This is a genomic window from Mycobacterium interjectum (genome assembly GCF_900078675.2).
Classification (GTDB): domain Bacteria; phylum Actinomycetota; class Actinomycetes; order Mycobacteriales; family Mycobacteriaceae; genus Mycobacterium; species Mycobacterium interjectum.
Genome location: NZ_LT546237.1, coordinates 4,975,430 through 4,993,310, shown reverse-complemented (window position 1 = coordinate 4,993,310; position 17,881 = coordinate 4,975,430). Strand labels below are relative to the sequence as shown.

The 17,881-nt window shown below is 71.0% G+C and carries 14 protein-coding genes and 6 pseudogenes; 5 read left to right on the top strand and 15 right to left on the bottom strand.

Features of this window, described 5'->3' with window-relative positions:
- A pseudogene (locus BN4348_RS58890) lies at positions 1 to 1,182 on the bottom strand (hypothetical protein); the annotation flags it as partial.
- Here BN4348_RS58890 and BN4348_RS58885 point away from each other — a divergent pair.
- A pseudogene (locus BN4348_RS58885) lies at positions 1,131 to 2,417 on the top strand (DUF7937 domain-containing protein); the annotation flags it as partial. The pseudogenes BN4348_RS58890 and BN4348_RS58885 overlap by 52 nt on opposite strands.
- Positions 2,418 to 2,458: 41 nt before the next feature.
- On the opposite strand, the gene BN4348_RS58880 reads toward BN4348_RS58885, so the two are convergent.
- Positions 2,459 to 3,490 carry an NAD-dependent epimerase/dehydratase family protein gene (locus BN4348_RS58880; protein ID WP_066917748.1) on the bottom strand — a complete coding sequence of 344 codons (1,032 nt, stop codon included), beginning with the start codon at positions 3,488 to 3,490 and terminating at the stop codon, positions 2,459 to 2,461.
- Positions 3,487 to 4,263 (bottom strand): S-methyl-5'-thioadenosine phosphorylase, encoded by a 777-nt coding sequence (locus BN4348_RS58875; protein ID WP_066917758.1) that lies wholly within the window; start codon positions 4,261 to 4,263, stop codon positions 3,487 to 3,489. The genes BN4348_RS58880 and BN4348_RS58875 overlap by 4 nt, the downstream gene beginning before the upstream one ends.
- Before the next feature lie 34 nt (positions 4,264 to 4,297).
- Between BN4348_RS58875 and BN4348_RS58870 the strand changes: the two are divergent.
- Together BN4348_RS58870 and BN4348_RS58865 are read left to right on the top strand one after the other, a co-directional pair.
- Positions 4,298 to 4,540 (top strand): annotated as a pseudogene (locus tag BN4348_RS58870) (1,4-dihydroxy-2-naphthoate polyprenyltransferase); the annotation flags it as partial.
- A gap of 164 nt (positions 4,541 to 4,704) precedes the next feature.
- Positions 4,705 to 4,866 (top strand): hypothetical protein, encoded by a 162-nt coding sequence (locus BN4348_RS58865; protein ID WP_096866246.1) that lies wholly within the window; start codon positions 4,705 to 4,707, stop codon positions 4,864 to 4,866.
- Here the strand turns inward: BN4348_RS58865 and BN4348_RS58860 are convergent.
- From BN4348_RS58860 to BN4348_RS63030, 9 genes and pseudogenes are all read right to left on the bottom strand, one after another.
- Positions 4,863 to 6,167, bottom strand: a complete 1,305-nt coding sequence (locus tag BN4348_RS58860) for a MinD/ParA family ATP-binding protein (protein WP_066917747.1) — start codon at positions 6,165 to 6,167, stop codon at positions 4,863 to 4,865. The two genes, BN4348_RS58865 and BN4348_RS58860, sit on opposite strands and share 4 nt — an antisense overlap.
- 44 nt (positions 6,168 to 6,211) lie before the next feature.
- Entirely contained in the window at positions 6,212 to 7,183 is a 972-nt protein-coding gene (ccsB, locus tag BN4348_RS58855; protein WP_066917746.1) for a c-type cytochrome biogenesis protein CcsB, read from the bottom strand.
- A 183-nt stretch (positions 7,184 to 7,366) separates the two neighbouring features.
- The gene (ccsB, locus tag BN4348_RS58845; protein WP_066917746.1) at positions 7,367 to 8,338 is read right to left on the bottom strand and encodes a c-type cytochrome biogenesis protein CcsB; all 972 of its coding nucleotides are present in this window, start codon (positions 8,336 to 8,338) and stop codon (positions 7,367 to 7,369) included.
- Positions 8,335 to 9,900, bottom strand: a complete 1,566-nt coding sequence (locus tag BN4348_RS58840; protein WP_066917757.1) for a cytochrome c biogenesis protein ResB — start codon at positions 9,898 to 9,900, stop codon at positions 8,335 to 8,337. The genes ccsB (BN4348_RS58845) and BN4348_RS58840 overlap by 4 nt, the downstream gene beginning before the upstream one ends.
- Before the next feature lie 68 nt (positions 9,901 to 9,968).
- The gene (locus BN4348_RS58835; RefSeq protein ID WP_066917745.1) at positions 9,969 to 10,748 is read right to left on the bottom strand and encodes a cytochrome c biogenesis CcdA family protein; all 780 of its coding nucleotides are present in this window, start codon (positions 10,746 to 10,748) and stop codon (positions 9,969 to 9,971) included.
- Complete coding sequence (locus BN4348_RS58830; protein ID WP_066917744.1) at positions 10,745 to 11,329, bottom strand: TlpA disulfide reductase family protein; 585 nt, start codon at positions 11,327 to 11,329, stop codon at positions 10,745 to 10,747. The genes BN4348_RS58835 and BN4348_RS58830 overlap by 4 nt, the downstream gene beginning before the upstream one ends.
- Positions 11,326 to 11,661, bottom strand: a pseudogene (locus BN4348_RS58825) (histidine phosphatase family protein); the annotation flags it as partial. The gene BN4348_RS58830 and the pseudogene BN4348_RS58825, both read right to left, overlap by 4 nt.
- Positions 11,662 to 11,665: 4 nt before the next feature.
- Positions 11,666 to 11,866 (bottom strand): annotated as a pseudogene (locus BN4348_RS58820) (cytochrome c biogenesis protein ResB); the annotation flags it as partial.
- Between the two features lie 740 nt (positions 11,867 to 12,606).
- A pseudogene (locus BN4348_RS63030) lies at positions 12,607 to 13,185 on the bottom strand (aminotransferase class III-fold pyridoxal phosphate-dependent enzyme); the annotation flags it as partial.
- 102 nt (positions 13,186 to 13,287) lie between these two features.
- Here BN4348_RS63030 and BN4348_RS58810 point away from each other — a divergent pair.
- Together BN4348_RS58810 and BN4348_RS58805 are read left to right on the top strand one after the other, a co-directional pair.
- Complete coding sequence (locus BN4348_RS58810; protein WP_066917742.1) at positions 13,288 to 14,163, top strand: hypothetical protein; 876 nt, start codon at positions 13,288 to 13,290, stop codon at positions 14,161 to 14,163.
- Between the two features lie 33 nt (positions 14,164 to 14,196).
- On the top strand, positions 14,197 to 14,592 hold the full coding sequence (locus tag BN4348_RS58805; RefSeq protein ID WP_066917741.1) for a nitroreductase family deazaflavin-dependent oxidoreductase: 396 nt from the start codon (positions 14,197 to 14,199) through the stop codon (positions 14,590 to 14,592).
- On the opposite strand, the gene BN4348_RS58800 is transcribed toward BN4348_RS58805, so the two are convergent.
- Genes BN4348_RS58800 through BN4348_RS58790 form a run of 3 tightly spaced genes read right to left on the bottom strand, consistent with a single transcriptional unit; the run spans position 14,576 to position 17,876 of the window.
- Entirely contained in the window at positions 14,576 to 15,928 is a 1,353-nt protein-coding gene (locus BN4348_RS58800) for an amino acid permease (protein ID WP_066917740.1), read from the bottom strand. The two genes, BN4348_RS58805 and BN4348_RS58800, sit on opposite strands and share 17 nt — an antisense overlap.
- A gap of 33 nt (positions 15,929 to 15,961) precedes the next feature.
- On the bottom strand, positions 15,962 to 16,702 hold the full coding sequence (locus tag BN4348_RS58795; RefSeq protein ID WP_084454755.1) for a class I SAM-dependent methyltransferase: 741 nt from the start codon (positions 16,700 to 16,702) through the stop codon (positions 15,962 to 15,964).
- 25 nt (positions 16,703 to 16,727) lie between these two features.
- Positions 16,728 to 17,876 (bottom strand): LLM class flavin-dependent oxidoreductase, encoded by a 1,149-nt coding sequence (locus BN4348_RS58790; RefSeq protein WP_066917739.1) that lies wholly within the window; start codon positions 17,874 to 17,876, stop codon positions 16,728 to 16,730.
- Between the last annotated feature and the right edge of the window lie 5 nt (positions 17,877 to 17,881).

Below are 17,881 nucleotides of genomic sequence, written 5' to 3'. Positions count from 1 at the left end.
GGTGGGCGGTGTCGTCGGAGGGGTTGTCGGCGGTGTCGTCGGAGGGGTTGTCGGCGGTGTCGTCGGAGGGGTTGTCGGCGGTGTCGTGGGAGGCGTGGTGGGTGGAGTCGTCGGCGGTGTCGTGGGAGGCGTGGTGGGTGGAGTCGTCGGCGGTGTCGTGGGAGGCGTGGTCGGTGGCGTGTACGGCGGATAGGGGTTGTACGGCGGATAGGGGTTGTACGGGGGGCGCCAGCCCGGATATATCGGCACCGGGATCGGCACCGCCGGATTCGGATTCGGCGCGAAACCGGGCGCGCCCGGCGCCGGATTGACCGGGGCGGGGCCACCCCCGCCGGGCGACGCCAACTGCGGCGGAATGTAGCCGTTGGAGTCCGGGATGACGCCGCCCTGGAAGCCGGCGTTGGGCTGATCGGGCGGTGGCGGCGGCACCGGGGCCTGCTGCTGCGTCGGCAGCAGCGGCATGAACTTGCCGGGGGCGGCGTTCTGGTGGCCCACCACGGGTTGCTGGCTCGCGGTCGGCCGAACCGCGATGGCCACCGCGGCGGCCAGCGACGCGAATCCGATGACCGCAAAGGCGATGACGGCGTTGCCGAGCACCAGGGACCGCCTGCTCAACGGCACCCGGCCGGTCGCGCCCTCTTCGGCGTCGCCGAATTCGCCGAATTCGTCGTATTCGGGCCCGAACTCGTCCGCCCCGAGCGGCTCGCCCTCGTCGGCCATCGAGTACGCCAACTGCGGCTCCTGGACGGCCGCCCCGGCGGCGGGCGCGAAGGCGGTCTGGTCCCCGGTGAGCCCGGCCGCTGGTGCCATCGCGGTGGCGTCCCCGGCCGGCGCCCCCGCCAGCGGCATGGCGGCCAGCGCCGCGCCGCGCGCAAGCGCGAAGGTGGGATCTTCGGGGATCTCCACCCGCATGGTCGACGCGTCCCGAAGCTGGTCGGCGACCCCGGCCAGGTTCGACGACGCGCCAACGAGATAGAGCTCGGTCGGGGCGCCGGGCGAGTCGGTGAGTCGGGCCATCATCGTGTCCAGCGCGGCGGTGGCTTCCGGGCCCGACGCGCCCGCCAGGGGCTGCGTCGCCAGCATGGTCGGCGGCGCGTCCGGGTCGGCGCGCGGATCCACGACCGACAGCNGATGTGTTCGAGACGGTCCGCTTCGGCGGCACCGTGAACGTCCCCGGCGGCGTCGGACCCGGGGCGTGGTTGGGCATCGCCGGCGCCCTGCTGGGCGCGCGATGGGTGGTCCGGGCGGCGGACGACGGCGGCGACAACGGCAGGCCCGTCCGGATCATCGGCTACGCGTCGATGGTCGGCGCGGCGCTGAGCTTCGCCTTCAACCTGTTCTGGCGGGTGCGATACGCGCTGCAGGGCGAGGGCGGTTCGGATTTCGGCAAGCAGAACATCGCGGTCATCGCGACGGCAGTGGTGTACGGCGTGGTCGCGTTGATCGCCGTCGTGGTCGGGTCGAGGTGGCTGCTGCGCAGCACGCGGGCCTCGCGGCTGGCGACGGTGGCGCTCGGCGTGTCGGCGCTGCTCGCGGGCACTCTCGTGTGGATCCTTCCGGTGGGCCGGGACATCGACGCGTTCCACGGCATCGCGCAGAACACGTCGACGGCGGGGGTCGGGTTCGAGGGCTACCTGGCGTGGGCGGCCGGCGCCGCCATTTTCGCGCCGCCCGCCCTGCTGGCCCGGCGGAATCCCTCGGCGACGGAGGAGAACGCGTGGCGCGCCGCCGCCCGAAATGGCTTGCTGCTCATCATCGTATGGTGCCTGGGCTCGATGCTCATGCGGATCACCGACCTCGCCGTCGGCGTGGCCCTGAACTACCCCTTCTCGCGCTACGACAGCATGGTGCTGGCCGCGTTCGACCTGACCACCGCCCTGCTGGCGGTGTGGCTGCGAATCAACCTCGGCAACGACGCGGTGTCCGCCCGGCTGATCTCGTCGCTGTGCGGGCTCGTCGCCACCCTGAGCATCACCCGCGTCGTCGTGGGCGTCGCGCTGGCGCCGCGCTTCGAGGAGGCGCCCAATGCGCCCGCGCCAAACCCGGTGTACGGCAACAACCTTGCCCAACAGATCACCAGCACCTTCGACGTCGCGCTGTGCGTGCTGGCCCTGTGCATCCTGGCGGCGGCAGTCATCACCGGACAGCTCGGCGCGCGGCGGGTGCGACGCCGGCGGCGCCGTCCCGCCCACACGCGTGGCGGCCCGGCGGGCACCCACCCGGGCCCAGCCGCGCCCACGACGCGCATCCCCGTCGGCCACGCCACCCCGCCCTCGGCGGCGGCGACCACGCGCATCCCGACCGGCGGGCCGACGCCGCGGCCGGCCGGTTCGCCGCGAATCTTCCGCGGGGACGACTCCGCCACGCGACAGATCCCCGCGCAGAAGCCGCGGATCTTCCGGCCGCCGCAGGGTTAAAGCCAGCTAGCGGCGACCCGCCTCGCCCGGCTCGCGATCGCCTAACGCAAAGGCGCGTAGGCGAACTCGCGCAATCCCTGCAACGGGTCGACGACCGCCCGGAAGCCCAGCACCTCGGCGGCGCGGGTGGGATCGGCGACGATGTGGCGCACGTCCCCGCTGCGGTACTGCCCGGTGACCACCGGGGACACCGAGCCGTCCCGGGCGTCGCACAGCGCGGTGGCGACCTCCAGGATCGAGATTGGCCGCCCGGAGCAGACATTGAACGCAACGAAGCCCCCGGCGTTCAATGTCGCGGCGGCGAGGTTGGCGGCGGCCACGTCGTCGACGTGCACGAAATCGCGCATCTGACCGCCGTCCTCGAAAACCCTTGGTGGCTCGCCCTTTTCCAGCGACGAGCGAAAGATCGCGGCCACGCCGGAGTATGGGGTGTCGCGCGGCATCCCGGGCCCGTAGACGTTGTGGTAGCGCAGCGCCACCACCGAGCCGCCCGTCGCCTCCGCCCACGCCAGGGCGTAGTGCTCCTGCGCGGTCTTGCTGGCCGCGTACAGGCTGCGCGGCCGCAGGGCGGCATCCTCGTTGACCAACCGCCACGTCGCGTCGAGTCCGCACACCGGGCAGCGGTTTTCGAAGATCCCGGCGTCGAGGTCGGCGCGCCGCCGCGGCGGCGGGTCGACGAGCCCGTGGTCGGGGCAGGCGTACTGGCCCGGCCCGTAGACCACCATCGACGACGCCAGCACCAAACGGCGCACCCCCGCGGCGAACATCCGCGCCAGCAACACCGTGGTCGCGAAGTCGTTGTGGCCGCCATAGGCCGGCGCGTCGGCGGCGTCGACGCCGGCGCCCACCATCGCCGCCTGATGACAGACGAGGTCCACGCCCTCCAACAGCGGGGCCAGCGCGTCGCCATCGCGGACATCCACCCGCCGGCAGCCCTGGGGCAGCACCGCATTCGGGCCGTGCGCGGCGGGCAGCAGGACGTCGACGGCGACCACGTCGTGACCAGCCGCCCGCAGCGCCGCGTCCACCCGCGACCCGATGAAGCCGGCCGCACCGGTCAACAGCACCCTCATGGCAGCTCCACCGGCAGGGTGACGCCGGTGTGGGGCTGGCAGTGGATGCAGGTGCGCTCGGCGGCGATGCGATGAATCGCCGCGCGCACCAGCTCCTTGAAAAGCCCCATGTTCCTCTCGAATTGAGCGAACACGTCGACGGCCTTCACCCCCTCGCCGGCCTCGATCCCGGCGTCCAGGTCGGTCACCAAAGCAATTGCCGCGTAGCACATTTCGAGTTCACGAGCCAGCACCGCCTCCGGGTAGCCGGTCATGTTGACCAGGCTGAACCCGGCCGAGGCGAACCACCGGCTTTCGGCCCGGGTGGAAAAGCGCGGCCCCTGGATCACCACCATGGTGCCGCCGTCGACCACGCCGGGCAGGCCGGTGGCCGCGGCCCGCAGGGTCGGGCAGTACGGATCGGCGAAGTCGACGTGGATGGCACCCGAGTCGAAGTAGGTGTCGGCCCGGCCGCTGGTGCGATCCACCAGCTGGTCGGGCACCACCACCGCGCCCGGGCCGTTGTCGGGGTCCAGGCTGCCGACCGCGCACGGGCCGAAGACCCGCCGCACGCCGAGCTTGCGCAGCGCCCACATGTTCGCCCGGTACGGGACGGTGTGCGCCGAGAATTGGTGGGTCGCGCCGTGCCGGGGCAGAAAGGCGACCTCATGGTCGCCAATCGTGCCCACCGTGACCAGCGCGCTGGGCGGGCCGTAGGGGGTGTCGACGTCGATGGTGCGGACGGACGATTCGAAGAACGTGTAGAAGCCGCTGCCGCCGATGACTCCGAGCATCCGCCCATTGTGGTGCATAGGGCAGGATGCCCTGGTGGCCAGTTTCTCGCAGTGGGTCTCCGGTGCCCGGCCCCGGACGCTGCCCAACGCGGTGGCGCCGGTGGTGGCGGGCACGGGCGCCGCGGCCTGGCTGGGATCCGCGGTGTGGTGGAAAGCGCTGCTGGCGCTGGCCGTCGCGCTGGCGCTGATCGTCGGCGTCAACTACGCCAACGACTACTCCGAAGGGATCCGCGGCACCGACGACGACCGGGCCGGGCCGGTGCGGCTGNGCCGCTCAGCGCGGCGACGAGGACCAACCGCGCCGCCGCGTAGAGCGACACGTCGACGACCGTGCTCGTCCGCGGGCGCCCGCGTGTTTGCTTCCCGGTGCTGTTGTCCCTCGGTCCTTCCGACACAGCTCGAGCCTACGGCGCGGGTATATTCGCTCCAAGGAGGTGTTGAGTGCTCTACCTGCTGCTCGTCCTGATCTTGGGCACGCTGATCTATGTTGGCTGGCGCGCCGCGCGGTCACAGGCCCACCGGCCCAAGACGCGCGTCATCGGACCCGACGACGATCCGGACTTTTTGCGGCGGCTAGGTCACGGGGACAACAACCCCCGCTAAGCCACTCCCGGGTTGCGCTGGTCACCGGGGAACCCGTCGGCGACGACGGCCGCCAGCTCGGCGAGCGCCTCGCGGGTTCCGCGCCGCAACCGATCCAGCTCGATCTCGGCGCCATCTTCCAGGTGTGGGTCGAACGGGATCAGCCGCACGGCGCGGCAACGGCGCGAGAAGTGATCGATCACCTTGTTCATGTCGACCTTGCCGGTGCGGGGCCGCACGGCGTTGATGACCGCGATCGAGTTGCGGACCAGGTCCTGATGCCCGTGCGCGTCCAGCCAATCCAGCGTCGCCGAGGCGCTGCGCGCGCCGTCGATGGACCCCGACGCGACCACGAGCAACACGTCGGCCTTCTCCAGCACCGACGACATCACCGAATGCAGCAGCCCGGGGCCGCAGTCGGTGAGCACCAGGCCGTAAAACCGCTCCAGGATGTCCAGGACGCGGGCGTAGTCGTCGGCGCTGAAGGCCTCGGAGATGGCCGGGTCGGTTTCCGACGCCAGCACCTCCAGCCCGCTCGGGCCCTTCGAGGTGTAGCGGCGCACGTCGCTGTAGCGCTCGATGCTCCCGGCGTCGTGCAGCAGCTGACGCACCGTCGCCGCCGTCTCCAGCGGGATCTTCTGGCTCAGGGTGCCGCGGTCGGGGTTGGCGTCGACGGCCACCACCCGGTCGCCGCGGATGGAGGCGAACGTCGACCCCAGCGTCGCGGTGATCGTGGTCTTGCCGACGCCGCCCTTCAGCGAGAGCAGCGCCACCCGGTAGCAACCCCGCAGCGGGCGGTTGACCTGGGCCACCAGGTTGTTGTGGCGCAGGGCGCGCGGGCTCTCGCCCAGGTTGATCAGGTGACCGGACAGGTCGTAGACCAGCCGGCGCCAGCCCTCCGAGGGCGGCGGCTTCACCGGCCGCAACAGCACGCCGGTGGACAGCTCCGGGTAGGGGCTGTGGGGCAGGTGCTCGCGGCGGTACGGGGGCGCCTGGGCCTCTGGGACTCCAGAGGCTGGCGCCTCAGATGGCCCGTTGTAGTAGGCGCCGTAGGCGGTCGGGTCGACCCGCGGGATGCCCGTGACCGGTGTGGAATCCCAGGGCGGCATCCCGCCGCGCGCGGGCGCGGGTCCCGCCGCGGTGGACGGCGCCGCCTCCCGTCCCTCGGCCGGGGGGACCCGCCGCTCGGTGCGGAATCCCGCAAAGGCACGGGTCGGCGCGTCGCCCGAGTCCGCCGGCGCTTCGCTGGATTGCTGCGCCGAGGGCAGCTCCGTCGTCTGCGGCTCGGGCGCCCCCACGCCCGTCGTTGGATGGTCGGACACCTGCAGTCCCCCTTGTTGCGACTATTTGGATCGGTGGCGCACTGTCACCCCACGCCCGCATACGAATGCAGGCCCACGGTCACCAGGTTAACGAAGAACAGGTTGAAGACCATGGCGACGAAGCCCACGACGTTGATCCACGCCGCCTTCCTGTCCCGCCATCCCGCCGTCGACCTGGCATGCAGATAGGCCGCGTATACCACCCACGCGATGAACGAAACCGTCTCCTTGGGATCCCAGCCCCAGTACCGGCCCCAGGCTTCCTCGGCCCAGATGGCGCCGAAGATGACCCCGAAACCGAACACCGGGAACGCGAAGATCGTGGTGCGGTAGGCGACGCGGTCCAGGGTTTGCGCGTCGGGCAGGCGCTGCACCATCCGGGCCAGCGCGCCCTGGGCGTCGCCGGCACCGAGCCGCGATGTGCGCAGCAAGAACAGGATGCTGGAAATGCCGGCGACCATGAACACCCCGGAACCCAGGCTGACCACCGACACGTGGATGGGCAGCCAGTAGGACTGCAGCGCGGGCATCACCGGCGCGGCGTTGGTGTAGAGCCAGCGGCCGGAAACCGTGAGCAGGATCAGCACCGGCATCAGCAGGAACACCCACAGCGGGCGGTACTGCGGCCGGCGCAACACGATCGCGCCGGCGAGCAGGGCGCAGCAGCAGGTGAGGTTGATGAACTCGTACATGTTGCCCCACGGCACCCGCAGGGTCGCCAGGCCGCGCAGCACGATGCAGGCCAGCAGCAGACCGATGCCGAGGTAGACCACCGCCAGCCCGGCCCGCCCGACGCGCTCGTCGAACGGGCGCGCCTGGCCGTCCTCCACGATGCCGGGCACGGCGCTGTCGGCGGCCACCGAGCCGGCCAGGACGCGCCGGTCCACCCGGCGGCTGCCGACGTAGGCCAACTCGAAGGCCAGCAGCATCATCGCGACCACCAGGGCCACCACCGCCGAGGTGAACGCCCAGTCGGAATAGCGCGCCAGCGCGATGTTGACGTGCAGGGTGTTCATGTGACGTCCACCTGAGAACTCCTTCTGGACGCGGCGGACTCGCCCAGCCCGTCCAGTATTTGCCCGGTCAACCGCTCGAACTCGTCGCCCCACCCGGAGTTGTCGGTGCGCGCCAGCCCGCNGTTGGATGGTCGGACACCTGCAGTCCCCCTTGTTGCGACTATTTGGATCGGTGGCGCACTGTCACCCCACGCCCGCATACGAATGCAGGCCCACGGTCACCAGGTTAACGAAGAACAGGTTGAAGACCATGGCGACGAAGCCCACGACGTTGATCCACGCCGCCTTCCTGTCCCGCCATCCCGCCGTCGACCTGGCATGCAGATAGGCCGCGTATACCACCCACGCGATGAACGAAACCGTCTCCTTGGGATCCCAGCCCCAGTACCGGCCCCAGGCTTCCTCGGCCCAGATGGCGCCGAAGATGACCCCGAAACCGAACACCGGGAACGCGAAGATCGTGGTGCGGTAGGCGACGCGGTCCAGGGTTTGCGCGTCGGGCAGGCGCTGCACCATCCGGGCCAGCGCGCCCTGGGCGTCGCCGGCACCGAGCCGCGATGTGCGCAGCAAGAACAGGATGCTGGAAATGCCGGCGACCATGAACACCCCGGAACCCAGGCTGACCACCGACACGTGGATGGGCAGCCAGTAGGACTGCAGCGCGGGCATCACCGGCGCGGCGTTGGTGTAGAGCCAGCGGCCGGAAACCGTGAGCAGGATCAGCACCGGCATCAGCAGGAACACCCACAGCGGGCGGTACTGCGGCCGGCGCAACACGATCGCGCCGGCGAGCAGGGCGCAGCAGCAGGTGAGGTTGATGAACTCGTACATGTTGCCCCACGGCACCCGCAGGGTCGCCAGGCCGCGCAGCACGATGCAGGCCAGCAGCAGACCGATGCCGAGGTAGACCACCGCCAGCCCGGCCCGCCCGACGCGCTCGTCGAACGGGCGCGCCTGGCCGTCCTCCACGATGCCGGGCACGGCGCTGTCGGCGGCCACCGAGCCGGCCAGGACGCGCCGGTCCACCCGGCGGCTGCCGACGTAGGCCAACTCGAAGGCCAGCAGCATCATCGCGACCACCAGGGCCACCACCGCCGAGGTGAACGCCCAGTCGGAATAGCGCGCCAGCGCGATGTTGACGTGCAGGGTGTTCATGTGACGTCCACCTGAGAACTCCTTCTGGACGCGGCGGACTCGCCCAGCCCGTCCAGTATTTGCCCGGTCAACCGCTCGAACTCGTCGCCCCACCCGGAGTTGTCGGTGCGCGCCAGCCCGCCCAGTTCGACGTTCACCGTACCGGCCGCCTCGCCGCCCGCCGCCGTGAGCCTGACCCAGACCCGGCGGCGGCGCACCAGCAGCGACACCAGCAGCCCTGCCATCATGGTGGCGGCGAAGACCAGCACCCAGGTCTGGCCCGGGTCGTGGGAGACCTGCAGGTTGACGAACGGCACGGCCCCGTCGAAGCGCACCACCGTGCCGGCGGCCGGGCCCTGGTCGAGCCGGATCTCCTGGCCGGCACGCAGGTTGACCCGCTTCTCCTTGGTCAGCCGGCCCTGCGCGATCAACCGGGGATCCAGCGAGAACAGCGACTGGGGCCGCCCGGTGTCCAGGCCGGTGTCGCCGCGGTAGATGTCGACGGCCACCGCGGGGGCGTTCAGCGCCGGGAAGCGCGACGACAGCAGCGTCCCGTCGAGTTGCTCGGTGGGCGCCAGCAGGCCCTGGATCGCGATCTCGTGCTGGCGGCGTTCGGCCGCGTTCGGATAGCTGCCGGCGGGCGGGTCGATCCGCGCCACCCCCGAGCTGAGCAGGGTCTGCGGGTTGTCGGGCCGCCATTGCACGGTCGACGTGCGCGTCTGGCCGTCCGGGAAGGTCACGGTGAAGGTGGGCGCGTAGCCGTGGCCCTGCAGGTACACCCGGTCGCCGCCGACCCGCAGCGGGTGGTTGACCTCGAGCAGGTAGTGCCGCCAGCTGTTGGCGGCCAGGTCGCGGCCGCTCTGGTAGTCGATGTCGGCGGCGAACGAGGTGGCCTGCCCGGACGGCAGGTAATGGGCCTGAAAGTCGTTGACCCGGATGCAGATCGGGTGCAGCGACGTGCCGTCGACGGTGTTGCCGGCCCGGAACGAGTCGAACGCCGCCGGGGAGGCCGAGCAGAAGCCGGGGCCGCCGTCGGCGATGACGATGACGTTGCCCTCGTAGCCGAAGAGCTTGCCGACGGCCACGGCGACCAGCAGGCCCAGCAACGAGAAGTGGAAGACGATGTTGCCGAACTCGCGCAGGTAGCCCTTTTCCGCCGACACCTCGACGACTTCGCCGTCATGCCGGACGGCCGTGCGCCAGCCGCGCAGTCGCCCGACGATCGTGTTCGCCAGGGCGTTGAGGTCCGCGGGGTCGCCGGCGACCTCGGCGCCGGCGTGCCTGGGCAGCCGGGCCAGGTTGCGCGGGGCCGGCACCGGGGTGGCGCGCAGGCTGCGCGCGTGCTCGATCATGCGCGGGGTCAGGCAGCCGACCAGCGAGACGAACAGCAGCACGTAGATGGCGGTGAACCAGAAGCTGGAGAACACGTCGAAGGCCTGCACCCGGTCCAGCCACGGTCCGATCACGCGATGGGTGGCCAGGTACTCGCCGACCTTGCCGGCGTTCAGGCTGCGCTGCGGCAGCAGCGCGCCGGGGATCGCGCCCAGCGCGAGCAGGAACAGCAGCACCAGCGCGGTGCCCATCGAGGTCAGCGCGCGCCAGGTGTTGCGCGCCCGCGCGCCAAGTGCCGCGAGCAGCTCTACGGGTGCGCTCAAATCGGGAGCCTCACGTCGGACACGAACGCGTCGCGCAGCCAGGAGATGAAGTCGTTCCACACCCCGGTCACCAGCAGGGCCCCGACGGCGATCAGCAGCGCGCCGCCGAAGATCTGGATGGCCCGGGTGTGCCGCCGCAGCCAGCCCAGCGCACCCACCGCCCCCGCCGAGCCGAACGCCAAGAGCACGAACGGGATGCCCAGGCCCAGGCAGTAGGCGATCACCAGCGCGACGCCGCGCGCGACGTTCGCGCCGTCGGTGGCCGACGCAACGGTGATCACCCCGGTCAGCGTCGGACCCAAACACGGCGTCCACCCGAGCGCGAACACCGCGCCGAGCACCGGCGCCCCCGCGACCGTCGTCAGCTGGCGCGGGCTGAACCGGGCCTGGCGCTGCAGGGCCGGGATCAGGCCCACGAACACCAGCCCCATCACGATGGTCAGCACGCCCCCGACGCGCTGCAGCAGCAGCTGGTTGGCGATCAGGGCGGTGGTCATGCCGAGGACGGCGACGGTCCCGAGCACGAACACCGTGGTGAACCCGGCGACGAACAGCGCGACGGATCCCGCGACCCGCCACCGGGCGGCCGGCGGCGCCTTGATCGCGCCGGGCGGCGGCTGCTCGTCCACCCCCACGACCGCGGCCAGATAGGACAGGTAGCCCGGCACCAGCGGCACCACGCACGGCGAGGCGAACGACACCAGCCCGGCCAGCAGGCACGCGCCCAGCGCCAACAGCAGCGGCCCGGCGGCGGCGATCTGAGCGAAGCCGGTCACTGTTGGGCCACCCGCTCGACGACGGGCTGCAGGTCCGCGGCGAGCAGTTCGCGCAGGAACACCGCGGCGACCCGGTGCTGGCGGTCCAGCACCAGCGTGGACGGGATGACGGTGGTGGGGTATTTGCCGCCGAACGCGATCAGGGTGCGCATCGCCGGGTCGTAGAGGGACGGGTAGGTCACGTGGTGATCGTCGACGAAGTCCAGCGCCGCCTGGCGGTTGTTGTCCCGGACGTCGATGCCCAAAAACGACACCCCGGCCGCCCGGGTGGCGTCATACACCTGCTGCAGCTGGCCGACCTCGGCGCGGCACGGCCCGCACCACTGCCCCCAGACGTTGATGACGACGACCTGCCCGGCGAAGTCGTCGAGCGATCGCGTGTGCGCCGGGTCGGCCAGGTCGGGTCCCGACAGCGGCCCCGGGCGCCCGCGGCTGGCGGGCGGGTCGTAGTAGATGTCGGTTTTGCCGCCGGGCGAGACGAATTCGAAGGTGCCGCCCTGCGCCACGGCGTCGCGACCGGAGCAGCCGGCAAGAAGGGTCGCCAGCACGACCCCGGCCACCGCCAGCCGCGGGAGGGTCATGGCGCCGCCGGTTGGCAGTACTCGATGTCGACCAGCCGGTCGCCGTCATAGATCAGCGTGGTGATCGAGCACAACCCGCATTCGCGCCGCCGCGGGTCGTGCCAGAGCCGCTTGCCGCTCAGGTGCAGCCGCAGCGTCCACACCGGCAATTGGTGGCTGACGCACACCGCCTCCTGGCCGGCGGCGCGGGCGCGCGCCTTGTCCACGGCGGTGGTCATCCGGCTCGCGATGTCGGTGTAGGGCTCGCCCCAGGAGGGGGTGAACGGGTTGCGCAGCTGCCACCAGAACCGCGGGTCGCGCCACGCGCCGTCGCCCGGGCCGACGCGGCGGCCCNGCCTGCACCCGGTCCAGCCACGGTCCGATCACGCGATGGGTGGCCAGGTACTCGCCGACCTTGCCGGCGTTCAGGCTGCGCTGCGGCAGCAGCGCGCCGGGGATCGCGCCCAGCGCGAGCAGGAACAGCAGCACCAGCGCGGTGCCCATCGAGGTCAGCGCGCGCCAGGTGTTGCGCGCCCGCGCGCCAAGTGCCGCGAGCAGCTCTACGGGTGCGCTCAAATCGGGAGCCTCACGTCGGACACGAACGCGTCGCGCAGCCAGGAGATGAAGTCGTTCCACACCCCGGTCACCAGCAGGGCCCCGACGGCGATCAGCAGCGCGCCGCCGAAGATCTGGATGGCCCGGGTGTGCCGCCGCAGCCAGCCCAGCGCACCCACCGCCCCCGCCGAGCCGAACGCCAAGAGCACGAACGGGATGCCCAGGCCCAGGCAGTAGGCGATCACCAGCGCGACGCCGCGCGCGACGTTCGCGCCGTCGGTGGCCGACGCAACGGTGATCACCCCGGTCAGCGTCGGACCCAAACACGGCGTCCACCCGAGCGCGAACACCGCGCCGAGCACCGGCGCCCCCGCGACCGTCGTCAGCTGGCGCGGGCTGAACCGGGCCTGGCGCTGCAGGGCCGGGATCAGGCCCACGAACACCAGCCCCATCACGATGGTCAGCACGCCCCCGACGCGCTGCAGCAGCAGCTGGTTGGCGATCAGGGCGGTGGTCATGCCGAGGACGGCGACGGTCCCGAGCACGAACACCGTGGTGAACCCGGCGACGAACAGCGCGACGGATCCCGCGACCCGCCACCGGGCGGCCGGCGGCGCCTTGATCGCGCCGGGCGGCGGCTGCTCGTCCACCCCCACGACCGCGGCCAGATAGGACAGGTAGCCCGGCACCAGCGGCACCACGCACGGCGAGGCGAACGACACCAGCCCGGCCAGCAGGCACGNCTTGCCGAAGGTGAACAGGTCGGCGGCGACGGGATCGATTCCGTACCAACCACTCCGGCTGACGCGGAAGCCCGTCATCACCTCGTCGACGATCAGCAGCGCACCGTGCTCGGCGGTGATCGCGCGCAGCGCCGCGTTGTAGCCCGGCGCGGGCGGGACGACGCCCATGTTGCCGGGGCTGGCCTCGGTGATCACCGCGGCGATCTGGTCACCGAAGTTCGTGAACGTCCGCCGCACGGCCTCGATGTCGTTGTAGGGCAACACGATCGTGTCCGCGGCGGCCGCACCGGTGACCCCGGGCGAGGACGGCAGGCCCAGGGTCGCCACGCCGGAGCCCGCGTCGGCGAGCAACGCGTCGACGTGGCCGTGGTAGCAACCGGAGAACTTGACGATCTTGGCCCTGCCGGTGAACCCGCGGGCCAGCCGGACGGCGCTCATGGTGGCCTCGGTGCCGGAGTTCACCAGCCGGATCCGCTCGACCGGGGCCACCCGCCCGATGATCTCGGCGGCGAGCTCGCTCTCCGCCGGCGTCGGCGCCCCGAACGACAGGCCGGACGCGGCGGCCGTGGCGACGGCGTCGNCCGCCGGGCGGTGAGTTCAGCCGGCGCAGCGGCTCCTACGCCCGTTGCGCAGCCTCTTCACCGGGTGAAACGGCCACGAAGTGACACTACGCTTGCGCGGGTGACACGTCCGACGGCCGTCGACGTCGCCTCGGCGAGGGTCGCCGCGGTCCGCGACGACCCACCCGGGCGGCTGGCGCTGATGCGAAAGCTCTACGAAGTCCCCGCCGACGCGGACCGCGGCCATCTGCCGTATCGGCAGGCGGCTGCGGCCTTCATGCGATGGCAGCTGCGACGCGGGCTGCTCAACCCGCTCGACGGGCCGGCCCCGGGCAGCCCCTGGTGGCGTGCGGTGAACGAGCGCCTGCTTCGGGACGGGTGGGAAGCCCGCGCCCTGGCCTTCGGCCATACCGGCGTCCCTAGCGCTCGCGGAGTCGCCGCGGCGCTCGAGTTCATCCGGCAGCCGTCCGCCCCGCGGTGGTATCGGGCGCACAACATCAGCGTCGTCAGCGCATACCTCGACCACCACCCCCTCGCGTCCGGCGAGTCCCGCATCGAACGCTTCTTCATCAACCTGGTGCTGATGCGCGTTCTCTACGCCCACGCACTGGTCGCAGCGCCCCGGCTCGCGCTCGGCTGGCTGAGCTTCGCCGGTCGGCCGCTCGGCGACCCGCGCGTGGGCATGACCGGCATATTCCTGTCGCTTTCCCGGGTCCTCCCCGACCGCTATCCGCTCGGAGACGACCTCACGCCGTACCTACGGGCCGAACACGGAATAGCGCACCTGCTCGATGTCGGGGTCATCTCGCCACGACTCGAACTGCTCTACGACTGGTCCGCTCGCGACCTCGCGATACCGGGTCTGCGCGCGCTCCTCGACAACCAAACCCCTTGCTACGCATGGCCGGCGCGGGACCGGGAGCCGTGGCGTCCACCCCCGTCCGGGCCGGCGCGGCTGGCGCGCAGGCTGGTGCCCGCGACGACCCGTATGCCTTGATGTCGGGCGGGGTGGGCGAGTTGGATGGGAGGCATGGAACTTCCACAGGGGCTCGCACGGTTCAATCGGCACGTCACCAATCCCGTCCAGCGGCTGTGGGCAGGCTGGGCCCCGACATTCTGCATCCTCGAACACGTCGGACGGCGCTCCGGAAAGCCGTACCGCACACCGGTGACCGTGTTCAGCGCCGAGGTCGACGGCAAACCCGGGGTGGCGATCCTGCTGACCTACGGCCCGGACCGCGACTGGCTGAAGAACCTCACCGCGGCCGGGGGCGGGCGGATGCGCCGCTATGGCAAGACCTTCGGCGTCGCGCACCCGCGGGTGGTCGGCAAGGCCGACGCGGCGGCCCACGTCACGCGCGGATGGCGGCCGATCTTCGCGAGGCTGCCCTTCGAGCAAGCCGTGTTGCTCAGCAAGACCGACTGACCCGGCCGCGCGCCCGGGCGATGGCGTAGAGCCCGATCACCACCGCCCACGACAGCAGGCTGAGCCACAGCTGGCTGCGCGCCGAGCGGTCGAACGCCATCTGCACGAGCACGGCGGTGATGCCGGCGAGGGTGAGGATCGACAGCACCGGGAAGAACCACATCTTGACCCGCAGCCTGTCCTCGGGTGTGCGCCTGCGCAGGATGATCTGCGAGAGCGCGATCAACCAGTAGACGAACAAAATGACGGCTCCGGACGAGTTGAGCAGGAAGAGAAACACCGAGCCGGGCGCGACCCACGCCATGATGACGCAACCGAAACCGACCGCCGACGAGCATAGGATGGCCAAGTGGGGAACGCCGCGCCGGCTGAGCGTGACCAGCCGGGCGGGGGCCTCGTGTCGGTCGGCGAGCACGAAGAGCATGCGCGACGCCGTGTACAGCCCCGAGTTCAGACAGGACAGCACCGCGGTGAGCACCACGGCATTCATCACCTGATCCGCGCCGCGCAGGCCCATGTGCTTGAGGGCGGCGACGTACGGCGAGGCGCCCAGTTCGACCGAATTCCACGGCAGGATCACCCCGAGCAGAAAGACCGAGCCGACGAAGAAGATCCCGATGCGCGCGACGACCGACCTCGTCGCGCGCTGGACGGCAAGTTCGGGATCACGGCTTTCGGCGGCGGCAACGGTGACGATCTCCGCGCCGACCATGGAGAAGATCACCACGACGATGGCCGCAAAGACCGCCCCGACGCCCTTGGGGAAGAAGCCGCCGTGGGAGGTGAGGTTGGAGTAATCCGCGTGATGGCCCGGCCACAGCCCCAGCACGAAGAGTGAGCCGACGGCAAGAAAGACGGCGATCGTGGCGACTTTGATTCCGGCGAACCAGAATTCGAATTCGCCGAAGGACGACACCGAGAACAGGTTCGTCGCGGTCATCAGCACCATCAGGCACAGCGAGAGCAGCCACAGCGGCGCATGGAACCAGTAGCCCAGGACCTTCCCCCCCGCGACGGCCTCGAACCCGACCACGATCACCCAGAAGTACCAATACAGCCAGGCGACCGAGAACCCCGCCCAGCCGCCCAGGGCCCGCGCCGCGTAGTCGGCGAACGACCCCGTCGAGGGGTTGGCGGCCGCCATCTCACCCAGCATCCGCATCACCAGGACGATCAGCAGGCCGCACAGCGTGTACGTCAGGAACGCGGCGGGCCCGGTGTCCTTGATCACCACACCGGAGCCGACGAACAGGCCGGCGCCGATCACCCCGCCGAGGGCGATCATGCTGAGCTGCCGCTGCGACAGTCCTTGGCGCAGTTGGGTGGTGCCGGCCATTTTCTCAGCCCTCCCGGCGCCTTGGCGTCGCAGTCAGTCCAGGCGGGTGGCCATCACCGACCACACCGGAAGGTGCACCCGATGGTCTTCGAGCAGCGGGTCGATCACGCTCATCCGGTGCACCAGTGGGCGCATGCGGCGCAGGATCTCACCCTGCTGTTCGTCCGCGAGTTTCTTCATGGCTTCGAATGTCTCCGGGAGCAGGCGGGCCTGATAGGTGGTGACGCCGAGGTAGTCGATGCGCCATCCGCTGTCACCGAGCACCCGCTCGAAGTTGTCGGCCGGTATGGCCGTCCATTGCAGGCCGTTGACGTTGTGCGGGCTGAACTCGAACATGTACAGCCGCGCCCCGGGTGCGGTCGCGCGGTGCAGCGCTTGCGCATACCGCATCTGGGTGGCCCCGTCGTTCAAGAAAACGTGATAGAACGCGCTGTCCACCACCGTGTCGAAGCGGTCCTCGAAGCCGTCCAGCCTGGTGGCGTCGGCCACCTGGAAATTGACGTGCACACCGGCCCGTTCGGCGTTCCGTTTCGCGCGCTCGATGGCAGAGGGGGAGTCGTCGATCCCGGTCGCCGAATACCCTTGCGCTGCATAGTGAATCGCGTGATAACCGGTGCCGGTACCGGGGTCGAGCACCTCGCCGCGGATCCCGCCGTAGGCCACCAACTGCTGGACGGCCGGCTGCGGGCCGCCGATGTCCCAGGGAATCCGCCCGTCGGTATCGTCCGCGTCGCCGTATAACGGCTCGAAACCGGCAACGTTGGCGTCAGTCATTGACGTAGCCTAACGTCGCGGACGGCTAGTGTGCGGACGCGATCGCGAACGGCGTCGCCGGTGCCGGTTGCGCCTGGCGGTTGGGAGGCTGCCACAGCCCTTTTCGCTCGAGCAGCGGCAGCACGCCCTCACCGAACCAGTAGGCCTCCTCCAGGTGCGGATAACCCGACAGGATGAAGTGGCTGACGCCCAGCCGCGAGTACTCGACCAGCCGTTCGGCCACCTCGGCGTGCGAGCCGACCAGCGCGGTGCCCGCGCCGCCGCGCACCAGCCCGACCCCGGCCCACAGGTTGGGGCCGACCACCAGCCGGGCGCGGTCGCCGCCGTGCAGCTTCAGCATGCGGCGCTGGCCCTCCGATTCGCTGCTGCGCGCCAGGCTGGCCTGCACCCGCTCGATATCGGCCGGGTCGACGGCCGCGAGCAACCGGTCCGCCTCGGCCCACGCCTGTTCGGAGGTGTCGCGGCTGATCACGTGAATCCGCAAGCCGTACTGCAGGATCCGCCCGGAGTCGACGGCCAGCCCGCGAACCCAGTCGAGTTTCTTGGCGACGTCGGCCGGCGGCTCGCCCCAGGTGAGGTAGGCGTCGGAGTAGTTGGCCGCGACCGGCCCGGCGGCCGCCGACGAACCGCCGAAGAACACCGCGGGCGTCGGGTCGGGCGGGTTGTTCAGCTGCGCGCCCTCGATGCGGATGTGTTCTCCGGCGAAGGTCACCGGCTCCCGCGACGTCCACAGCTGCCGCACCACATGCAGGAATTCGGCGGTGCGGGCGTACCGCGAGTCCTTGTCCAGAAAATCCCCATAGGCCCGTTGCTCGTGCGGTTCCCCGCCGGTGACGACGTTGAGCAGCAGCCGCCCGCCCGAGTGCCGCTGGAATGTCGCGGCCATCTGCGCGGCCAGGGTGGGGCTGAGCAACCCGGGCCGGAACGCGACGAGGAACTTCAGCGTCTCGGTGCGCTCGATCAGCATCGCCGTCGTCAACCACGCGTCCTCGCACCACAATCCGGTCGGTGTGAGCACCGCCTCGAAGCCGTTGTCTTCGGCGGCCGCGCAAACCTGCTGCAGGTAGCGCAAACTCGCGGGCCGATCGCCGTGCATCGCCGTGCCGTGTCCGCCCGCGACCAGGTTTCGCGAATCCCCGTACGTCGGCAAGAACCAATGAAACGCCAGGCTCATGCACC

Coding starts and splice junctions, on each gene's coding strand:
- ccsB (WP_066917746.1), bottom strand. CDS start 8,338: ATGAACACCCTGCACGTCAACATCGCGCTGGCGCGCTATTCCGACTGG.
- BN4348_RS58800 (WP_066917740.1), bottom strand. CDS start 15,928: ATGGCCGGCACCACCCAACTGCGCCAAGGACTGTCGCAGCGGCAGCTC.
- BN4348_RS58830 (WP_066917744.1), bottom strand. CDS start 11,329: ATGACCCTCCCGCGGCTGGCGGTGGCCGGGGTCGTGCTGGCGACCCTT.
- ccsB (WP_066917746.1), bottom strand. CDS start 7,183: ATGAACACCCTGCACGTCAACATCGCGCTGGCGCGCTATTCCGACTGG.
- BN4348_RS58790 (WP_066917739.1), bottom strand. CDS start 17,876: ATGAGCCTGGCGTTTCATTGGTTCTTGCCGACGTACGGGGATTCGCGA.
- BN4348_RS58795 (WP_084454755.1), bottom strand. CDS start 16,702: ATGACTGACGCCAACGTTGCCGGTTTCGAGCCGTTATACGGCGACGCG.
- BN4348_RS58840 (WP_066917757.1), bottom strand. CDS start 9,900: ATGGGCACCGCGCTGGTGCTGCTGTTCCTGCTCGCGCTGGGCGCGATC.
- BN4348_RS58805 (WP_066917741.1), top strand. CDS start 14,197: ATGGAACTTCCACAGGGGCTCGCACGGTTCAATCGGCACGTCACCAAT.
- BN4348_RS58880 (WP_066917748.1), bottom strand. CDS start 3,490: ATGAGGGTGCTGTTGACCGGTGCGGCCGGCTTCATCGGGTCGCGGGTG.
- BN4348_RS58875 (WP_066917758.1), bottom strand. CDS start 4,263: ATGCTCGGAGTCATCGGCGGCAGCGGCTTCTACACGTTCTTCGAATCG.